Source organism: Devosia sp. (assembly GCF_034675085.1).
In the GTDB taxonomy this organism is placed as follows: Bacteria; Pseudomonadota; Alphaproteobacteria; order Rhizobiales; family Devosiaceae; genus Devosia.
The window spans coordinates 1-8,639 of the sequence record NZ_JAUCDN010000132.1 but is presented as its reverse complement, the minus strand read 5'-3'; the positions used below and the strand labels follow the sequence as shown (position 1 = coordinate 8,639).

Below are 8,639 nucleotides of genomic sequence, written 5' to 3'. Positions count from 1 at the left end.
GCGCTCGATGACGACGACATGGCAAGCCTGGCGGCGCTCGACCGGCCCGACGGCAAGACCCTGCCGCCACCCGATGTGATGAACGACGCCTTCTAGCAAAGGAACTGCTATATTCCGCTAGCGTTTCCCTCGCGAGGGCCAACGGATCGAGAGGCATCGATGGCAAGCAAGTTGATATGGGCAATCCTCGGCGGCGCGATCCTGGGCGCCGCCTTCGGCGCCATGGCGGGCAATACCGCAATCGGCATCGCCATCTGTATTGCCGCCGGCGCCATTGCCGCTGGCATCTGGCACTATATGGAGACCCGGAAAGGCAGCCTTTGAGAAGCCGCACCGGTCCTCACTTGCGCAGGATCTTCTCCATCGCCCTGCCCTTGGCCAGTTCGTCCACCAGCTTATCGAGATAGCGTATTTCCCGCATCAGCGGCTCTTCGATCGTCTCGACCCGCTTGCCGCAGATAACCCCAGTAATCAGCGTGCGCGCCGGATTCATCTGTGGCGCCAGGGCAAAGAAAGCCTCGAAGCTGGCTTTTTGCTCCAGTTGCGTCTCCAGCCCCTTCTGCGTGTAGCCTGTCAGCCAGCGGATGATCTCATTCACCTCGGCTTGATTGCGCCCCTTCTTCTCGACCTTGGCCACATAGAGCGGGTAGACGCTGGCCAGGCTCATGGAATAGATGCGGTGGGTCATGGGGCGGGAGCTCCCGCGACGCCGGGCCAGTAATAGGCATCCGAGGTCGTCCGCGGCCCGAAGATGGCCTGCCCGACGCGGACGATTGTCGCCCCTTCCTCGATGGCGATCTCGAAATCGCCCGACATGCCCATGGAGAGCGCCTCGAAGGCAATCTCCTGCGGCCCATCCTGGCGCAGTCTTTCGCGGATGCTGCGCAACAGGCGGAAGCAACCGCGCACCCGCTCCGCATCGGCGGAAAAAATCGCCAGTGTCATCAGCCCGCCGACCCGCAGCCGCGGGAAAGCCGGCAATTCCCGCGCAAACCCCACCACGTCCTCCGGCGCCAGGCCGAACTTGCTGGCCTCGCCCGATGTATTGACCTGCACCAGCACCTCGAGCGTGCGGTCCTCGATTTCAAGGCGTCGCTCCAGCGCTTCGGCGACACGCAGGCTGTCGAGGGCCTGGAAGGCGCTGGCAAAGCGCGCCACCTCCTTGGCCTTGTTGGTTTGCAGATGCCCGACAATGCTCCAGGAAACGGGCAGGTCGCTCATCGCCTCGGCCTTCAGCCGCGCCTCCTGCACCTTGTTCTCGCCCAGGCATGAAAGCCCCGCCCCCACCGCTGCCCGCAGCCGCTCCACCGGCACGGTCTTGCTGATCGGCAGGAGCCGGACCGAATCCGGCGCCCTGCCAGCTCGCCGGCAGGCAGCGTCCATTCGCTCCCGCACGGCGGCGAGCCTTTGCGCCAGCAGCGTGGCTTCCGCCGCTTCAGTCATCCGCACGCCCCTCCGCCATCAGCAGAGCAATCTCCACCCCGACCTTGAGATCGTCCTCGGCGCCGAAAGCGTGGTGGCGAATGATGCCCGCCCGGTCGATCAGCACCAGGCTCGGCGTTCCGCGCATGCCATAGGCCGCCATGGTGTGCGGAAGCGGCCCGTCTCCACCCGGACGATCCACGCCGATGGGAAAGCCCAGGCGATACTCATGGATGAAAGCGGCCAGAGAAACCGGTGTCATGGCCTCGTGATGCTCGAATACGCTATGCAGGCCGATGACGACCACCTCGTTTCGGGGAAAGACCGCCGCAATCTTCTTGGCCTGTGGCAGACCGGAGGCGACGCAGCCCGGACAGAGCATCTGGAACGCGTGCAGCACCACCACCCGGCCCCGCAACTCCGCCAGAGTCAGCTTCTCCTCGGTGTTGAACCACTCCACCACATCGAGTTCAGGGGCGGCTGTGCCGGTCATCTCGTCCTCTCATGCGCTTTTGCAGCTTCGCTCCCGCATGGGGCGTCAAGTCTGAAAAAGCCATAGAAGAGGCATAGGCGCAGCGGCCCGACCAAGTCAAATTCTCACCGGCCTCGAGGTCACGGCCCGCCTCTCCGAAAAACTGAGCAACGCAGGCGACATGCTTGGGAAATTTCTGGCTGGGGCGCCAGGATTCGAAGGCAGAAAGATTCCACCGTCAAGCCATTGAAAACAAGGTATCTTTAGGCGGTTACGGCTGAGGGGTAACACAGCTATGGAATACACCCTCGTGCGCAGATAGCAACGGGAAAACGTCCCGTGATATATCGCATGACGACCACGGGCATGGGCATCGTCAAGGATGCCAAGCAGTCTGCTTTCACCCAGCCCACTAGCTACGGCTCGGGGCAGCACGCAAGCACCAGCACTACCAATACCGATCTCCTCCATCTCTGGGTCGATGTGGGCGGGTACCCCGAACCAGGCGATCCTCAATCAAGCCGTGACGACCGATGCCTTACTAATGTCTCACCGCGCACACCCTCCCGCGCAGCGGCTTAGTTCTGCGGCCCGAAAACAGCCACTACCGAGTAAGTTTGTGGTCCTGGCTTTCAAGATAATTGTTGGGTTCGATCCTGACAGCGTGCTGGGATTGGTCTTCCAGCGAGCCCGTCAGGATCCCGGAATGCCGGGAATGGCCCCCGGACCAGGTCTGGGGGCAGCGCTGGCGGATAGCCCTCAGCGTGATTGCGGCTTGCGCCACAATGGCCCGATCAGGTCCCCGCCAGAAGGGCTTTGACTTCGGCGCGGCGGGGGGAGCCGAGGCGGCCCCCGAAGCTGGCGCATTTGATGGCGGCGGCGGCATTGGCGAAAACGATGGCTTCCCGGATGGATTGACCTTCGGCAAGGGCAAGGGTGAAGGCGCCGTGAAAGACGTCGCCGGCAGCCAGGGTGTCGACGACCTTCACTGGGGGCGGCGGAGCCTGGCGCATAGTGCCATCCTCTATCCAGAAGCAACCTGCCGGGCCGCCGGTGACAGCAACGAAACCGGGAACGCGCTGCGCCAGCAACGGCAAGGCTTCGGGAATGGCGGAGGCGCCGGAAACCTGCAAGGCGGCGGGCTCAGAAAACACCGTGTGGCTGGCCACTTCGGCCAGTGCGACGATGGTGTCGGTGGGCCCGGTATCGGCGTCGAGCACAGCCAGCCGCCCCGCCTGCTGCGCCAGTTTCAGCGCCAGCATGGCGCCTTCGGGCCAGCGGATATCGACCTGGACGGCATCGGCCTGCTGGATGACATCGGCGGGAATCCAGCCCGGATCACTGCCCAGGGCGCGGTCGTAATAGGGCAGGATGAGCCGTTCGCCCGCATCGTCGACGATGACGGCGCTGAGCGGGGTGGGCACGCCCTCGAAGCGCCGCACATGACGGCAATCGACGCCCTCAGCGGCGATTTCGGCAATGAAGTGGTCGCCCATCACATCGGCGCCGATGCGGGTGATGAGGCTGGCGCGCCCACCCAGCCGCGCCACGGCGGCGGCGGCGCTGGTGGCCATGCCATGGGCCGCCTGCACCAGCCCGCGCGGCAGGATCTTGCCGGCGCCGACGGGCAGGGTTTCGACCGAAAAGATCATGTCCATCGAGGCGGCGCCGAGAAAGACGATGTGGGGAGGGGGCATGGAAATACCGGAAAAGGCCAGGGAAGCTCAGGGTAATCGCTTATGGATAGCTTGTTTGTGGCTATGGGGCAGTCGCCATCCCGCCCGTCTGTGGGGAGGGAGAGTGGTATTTGGCCTCGATATCGAGGCTCACCACACTCCCTCCAACCTCCCCCTTCAAGGGGGAGGAGCCGGGCTGGTAGGGGCGGCGAGAGCTTGCTTCAATTCCTACGCGACGGGCCGGCCGAAGCGGGCGTTGAGCCCTTCGATCAGCGCCATGGTGGCGGCGTCGGGCCGGCCGACCGCCATGCGGGCGTGGCCGGCGGGGATGCCCTGGAGGCGCAGGCCGGTCTTGAGGCGTTCGATATCGCCCAACAGGCCATCGACGGTGGCGTTGACGTCTTCCTGAAGGCTGGCTCGGTCGGTGACGCCATTGGCGACGGCCTCGGCCATGCTGACGAACGGCTCGGGATAGACCGAGGCGATGCCGGAAATGACGCCATTGGCGCCGACCTGATCGAGCCGGCCGATCTCGCGGTCCGACCCGGTGAGGACGAGGAAGTCGGGGGGCAGGAGCTTGCGGTATTCGCCCACGGTTTCAAGGCTTTCGCCGCTGATCTTGACGCCGACGATGTTGGGCAATTTGGCCAGCTCGGCCATCAATTGCGGGGAAACGGTGACGCCGGTGCGGTCCTTGAAGATGTAGACGAAGACGCCCAGCCCGTCCGATACCTCGGAAATGCGGGCATAGAACTGCTTGAGCGCGTCGTCGGTGGCGGGCAGGAAATAAGGCGTGATGGCCGCCACTTCCTTGGCGCCTTCGGCGCGGGCCAGGGCGATGAGGCGTTCGACCTCGTAAATGCTGGCGGCGCCGACATGGACGACGACTCGCTTGTTGGACAGCACGTCGAGGCTGAGGCGGGTAAGGGCGCGGCGCTCGTCCTCGCTGAGCGAGGGAAATTCGCCGGTGGTGCCCAGAACGAAAGCGCCGTCGACGCCGGATTGCGCGCATTTGCGCAGGATGGCGGTGTTGCCCTCGATCGAGACGGAGCCATCCTCGGAGAAGGCGACCGGAATCGCGGTGAGGATAATGGGCTTGAAAGCAGACATGGAAGGATCACTCATAAGCGTTGGGAGGAAAGGCCAGCGGCCTTGGCGCGCCGCCGCTGGATGAGCGGGGTGGCCAGGGCGGCGATGATGGCGATGAAGGCGAAGGTGAGCAGGGTGGCCGAAATCGGCTTGTTGACGAGGCCCGTGGGCCCGTCGATCAGCAGGGAGCGGCGCAGGTTGGATTCGGCCAGCGGCCCCAGGATCAGCCCAAGCACGATGGGGCTGGCCGGAATGCCGCAGCGCTTGAGGATGACCCCGATGACGCCGAAGCTGAGCATGATGCCCACTGTGAACATGTTGTTGGTGGTGGCATAGGTGCCCACCAGGCAGAACACCAGCACCGTGGCCCAGATGTAGTGCACCGGCATGTCGAGCAGCTTCACCATCATGGGCATGCGCACCAGATTGATGGCCAGGGTGACCAAAGTGGCCAGCAGCATGATGGTGGTGATGGTGACCACCAGGCTCGGCTGGTTGACGAACAGGCTGGGCCCCGGCTGGATGCCCCAGACGATCATCGAGCCGATCATCACCGCCATCACCGAATCCCCCGGAATGCCCAGGGCCATGGTGGTGGTGAGCGAGCCGCCCAGCGTGGCGCTGGAGGCGGTGTCGGAGGCGGCGATGCCCTCGATATTGCCCTTGCCGAAGCTGTCCTTGGTCTTGGAGGCGGCCTTGGCGCGGTCCCAGCCCAGAAGGCCGGCAATGTCGCCGCCGGCGCCGGGGATGATGCCCACGACGAGCCCGACAATGCCGGCGATGAAGGTGGGCTTGGCGATGCGCTTGTATTCGCTCCTGGTCGGCCACCAACGGCCCAGTGCGGAGATCGGTTTGATCTTGAAGGCGCGGTGGGTGAGGATCTGGTCGAGCAGTTCGGCAATGCCGAACAGGCCGATGATGACGGCGATGAAATCGAGCCCACTATTGAGGTCGCGTACCCCGAAGGTGAAGCGCGCGTCGCCCGTGATCGGGTCGCGCCCGACCGTGGCGATAAACAGCCCGATGACCCCGGCCAGCAGGCCCTTGGTGATCGATTTGGAGGAAATCGAGATCATGATGGTCATGGCCAGGATGACCACGGCGAACATTTCGCTAGGACCGAATTTGAGCGCTAGCTGCGCCAGCGGCACCGAGGCGAAGGCAAACAGCGCCATGCTGGCGATGATGCCCACGGCCGACACCAGCGCCGAGACGATGAGCGCCAGCCCGGCCTGACCGTTCTTGGCCATGGGATAGCCATCGAAGGTGGTGGCGATGGAGGCGGGCGTGCCGGGCGTGTTGATGAGGATGGAAGGGATGCGGTCGCCGAAATTGGCGGCGACATAGATGGTGAGAAGAACGGCGAGGCCCTGCACCGGCTCCAGCGTCATCGTGAAGCTGCTGGCCAGCGCCACGGCCATGGTGGCGGTGATGCCGGGGAACATGCCCACCAGCATGCCGACCACCACGCCGGCGCCCAGGCACAGGATGACGCTGGGTTCGAGCACCGCCAGCATACCGTCGAGAAGAGCTGTCATAGCGGGACCCTGAGCAGGAAATGGAAAAGGCCGTAGATGAAGGCCGTGGTGACGAGCGGGAAGACGATGAGGCCCTTCCAGCTGCGCAGGCCGAACACCCACAAAAGCGCGAAGAGATAGAGCGCGGTGGGGATGACATAGCCGAACATCCACCAGGCAAAGGCGTAAAGCGTGGTCAGCGCCAGCGCCAGCAGCATGCTGACGAAGCCGTCGCGATGGCTGCTTTCGATGTCGCCCCGGCTCTGGGGCGGTCCGAACAGCGCCATGCCGACCAGAATGGCCGAAAGGCCCGCCGCCAGGATGGAGAGCAAAGTGGGCCACCATTTCGGATCGAGCCCGCCCGCGCCCATGCGCAGACGGATATCGCGCGACAGATAGATGGCGATGCCAGAAAGGATCAGCGCGATCAGCGCCGTGGCGATTTCCAGCCGCCGCGAGGGCGGGGCGGACAGATCGTATTCCACCTCCCCCGCTTCGTCCGGCGACACGAGTGTGTCGCCGGACTGGGCCGAGAGCTTGTCGAGCCCGGCCATGGGCTTACTTCAGGACTTCGGCGTAACGGGCGGCTTCAGCATCGACGAAAGCCTTCCATTCGTCGCCGCTCTTGTAAGCGGGCAGGATGCCGGCCGGGGTGACCGCATCGAGGAAGGTCTGCGAGGCAGCGGCCTTCTTGATCGATGCTTCGAGGATGGCCTTGACGTCGGCGGGAATGCCGGCCGGGCCGTAGACGCCGCCCCAGGCGCCGAAGGAGAGGTCATAGCCCTGCTCGGCGGCGGTCTTGACGCCAGGGAAGCGCGGATGCTCCTCTTCATCGAAGATGGCCAGGACCTTGAGCGAGCCATCGGCGAAGGCCGCGGCGGTTTCGCCGGCGCCGGCGGTGACCGCATCGACGTGATTGCCCAGGGCCGCCGCCACGGCGGGCGCGCCGCCATCGAAGGGCACCGGAGTGATCTTGGCGCCAGTCATCTGCGCCAGGGTGAAGGCGGTGGCGGCGAAGGCCGAGGCCGCGCCGGAATTGGAGACTGACAGTTCCTTTTCCTTGGCCGCTTCGATGAAATCGGCCAGGGTATTGTAGGGGCTGTTGGCGGCCACGGCGAGCACGACCGGGCTGTTCATGACCTGGCCGAGATAGGTGTAGTCCTCACGGTTGAAATCGTAGCCGATATGCTCGGCGATGGCGAATTCCACCGGGCCGAAGCCGATGGTGTAGCCGTCGGCCGGCTGTTCGGCCACATGGGCGAAGGCCACGGTGCCCGAGGCGCCGGGGCGGTTTTCAACGATGACGCTGACGCCCAGATCCTTTTCCAGCTCGGACGCGATGGCGCGCGAGGTGCGGTCGGACGCCCCGCCGGCGGCGGCCTGCACCACGAAGGTGATGTCCTTGGAGGGGAACTTGTCCTGCGCCATGGCGGAGGCGGTGAAGGCCACCCCGAGCAGCCCGGCAAGGGCAATGGTTTTGGTAAAAAGGGTCGTTTTCATATTCTTCTCCCTGAATTCATGCGGTTCGACTTGGTGACTTCGATCAAATTCGCGCCTGAACGCTTCGTCTCCTCTCCAGGGCGCGCTCCCAGACTCTCACCATGCGGGCGCGAGACCCTTCGAGGTGATTGGTGAGTTCGGTTTCGGCCGCACCCGGATCGCCTGCCCGGATAAGGTCGAGCAATTCCAGATGCTTGGCCGCGCTGGCGGACAAATCCTGCTCCAGCGAAATGGTCAGACGCAGCAGCGTCATCATGATGGCTTCGTAGCGCTGCCAGACATCGGCGAGGCGCTTGTGGCCGGAGATGAGGCAGATTTCGTTGTGAAAAGCCACGTCGGCCTGGGCGAATCCGGCCGGATCATCGGCCTGGGCTGCGCACTGCATGGCCTCGACATGGCGCTGAAGGGTGCCGAAGCGCTTCTCGTCGTGCCGCCCCACGGCCAGCCGCACGGCCAGCCCCTCGATGGCGCCGCGCAGGGAATAAAGCTCGTTGATGCTGTCGTGATCGATGCCGATGACGACGACGCCCGGCTGCTGGTTTTCCAACAGCCCCTCGACCTGGAGAATGCGGAAAGCGTCGCGGATAGGCCCGCGACTGACCCCGTAACGTTCGGCCAGATCGGCCTCGATCAGCCGCTCGCCGCGCACGAACTCGCCGGCGGCAATGGCTTCGCGCAGGGCCGAAGCGACCTGCGAGCCAAGGGCTTCGCGCTGAATGACAATGGCGGGCACGCTTCTCACGGGTCCCGTTCCTCCTCCATTTCGGTTTACCGTAAACGGTTAACAAAACAGAAGTCAAGAAGGTGCCGGCATTGGAGCGGCAGAGCAGCAGTCGTCCAGGCCACAAGGGCGTTGACAGACATTCTGATGGTCCACCATTTTGTGGACACCGGTTTAGGCCATTTGCCGTTGGGCCTGTTCTGGGGTCCTATATCCGAGAGGCGAGTGGATCCGCCGCCGGT

General features: G+C 64.5%; 10 protein-coding genes. 1 reads left to right on the top strand and 9 read right to left on the bottom strand.

What is annotated here, in order from left to right; genetic code table 11:
* Positions 1-159 precede the first annotated feature (159 nt).
* Entirely contained in the window at positions 160-324 is a 165-nt protein-coding gene (locus tag VDP82_RS09940) for a hypothetical protein (protein ID WP_323014693.1), read from the top strand.
* A 16-nt stretch (positions 325-340) separates the two neighbouring features.
* Here VDP82_RS09940 and VDP82_RS09935 read toward each other — a convergent pair whose 3' ends face one another.
* The 9 genes from VDP82_RS09935 to VDP82_RS09895 form a co-directional block, all read right to left on the bottom strand.
* Positions 341-688, bottom strand: a complete 348-nt coding sequence (locus VDP82_RS09935) for a DUF2200 domain-containing protein (RefSeq protein WP_323014692.1) — start codon at positions 686-688, stop codon at positions 341-343.
* Positions 685-1,443 (bottom strand): YggS family pyridoxal phosphate-dependent enzyme, encoded by a 759-nt coding sequence (locus VDP82_RS09930; RefSeq protein ID WP_323014691.1) that lies wholly within the window; start codon positions 1,441-1,443, stop codon positions 685-687. Before VDP82_RS09930 ends, VDP82_RS09935 begins: the two co-directional genes overlap by 4 nt.
* Positions 1,436-1,915: a peroxiredoxin family protein gene (locus VDP82_RS09925; protein ID WP_323014690.1), complete on the bottom strand. Its 480-nt coding sequence runs from the start codon at positions 1,913-1,915 to the stop codon at positions 1,436-1,438. The genes VDP82_RS09930 and VDP82_RS09925 overlap by 8 nt, the downstream gene beginning before the upstream one ends.
* 773 nt (positions 1,916-2,688) lie before the next feature.
* Positions 2,689-3,591, bottom strand: coding sequence for a PfkB family carbohydrate kinase (locus tag VDP82_RS09920; protein WP_323014689.1), 903 nt, complete (start codon positions 3,589-3,591; stop codon positions 2,689-2,691).
* A 207-nt stretch (positions 3,592-3,798) separates the two neighbouring features.
* A complete protein-coding gene (locus VDP82_RS09915) occupies positions 3,799-4,680 on the bottom strand; it encodes a dihydrodipicolinate synthase family protein (RefSeq protein ID WP_323014688.1) in 882 nt (293 codons plus the stop codon).
* An 11-nt stretch (positions 4,681-4,691) separates the two neighbouring features.
* Entirely contained in the window at positions 4,692-6,197 is a 1,506-nt protein-coding gene (locus VDP82_RS09910; RefSeq protein ID WP_323014687.1) for a tripartite tricarboxylate transporter permease, read from the bottom strand.
* Positions 6,194-6,730: a tripartite tricarboxylate transporter TctB family protein gene (locus tag VDP82_RS09905; RefSeq protein ID WP_323014686.1), complete on the bottom strand. Its 537-nt coding sequence runs from the start codon at positions 6,728-6,730 to the stop codon at positions 6,194-6,196. The genes VDP82_RS09910 and VDP82_RS09905 overlap by 4 nt, the downstream gene beginning before the upstream one ends.
* Positions 6,731-6,734: 4 nt before the next feature.
* On the bottom strand, positions 6,735-7,676 hold the full coding sequence (locus VDP82_RS09900) for a tripartite tricarboxylate transporter substrate binding protein (RefSeq protein ID WP_323014685.1): 942 nt from the start codon (positions 7,674-7,676) through the stop codon (positions 6,735-6,737).
* Positions 7,677-7,719: 43 nt separating this feature from the next.
* Entirely contained in the window at positions 7,720-8,418 is a 699-nt protein-coding gene (locus VDP82_RS09895; protein WP_323014684.1) for a GntR family transcriptional regulator, read from the bottom strand.
* Between the last annotated feature and the right edge of the window lie 221 nt (positions 8,419-8,639).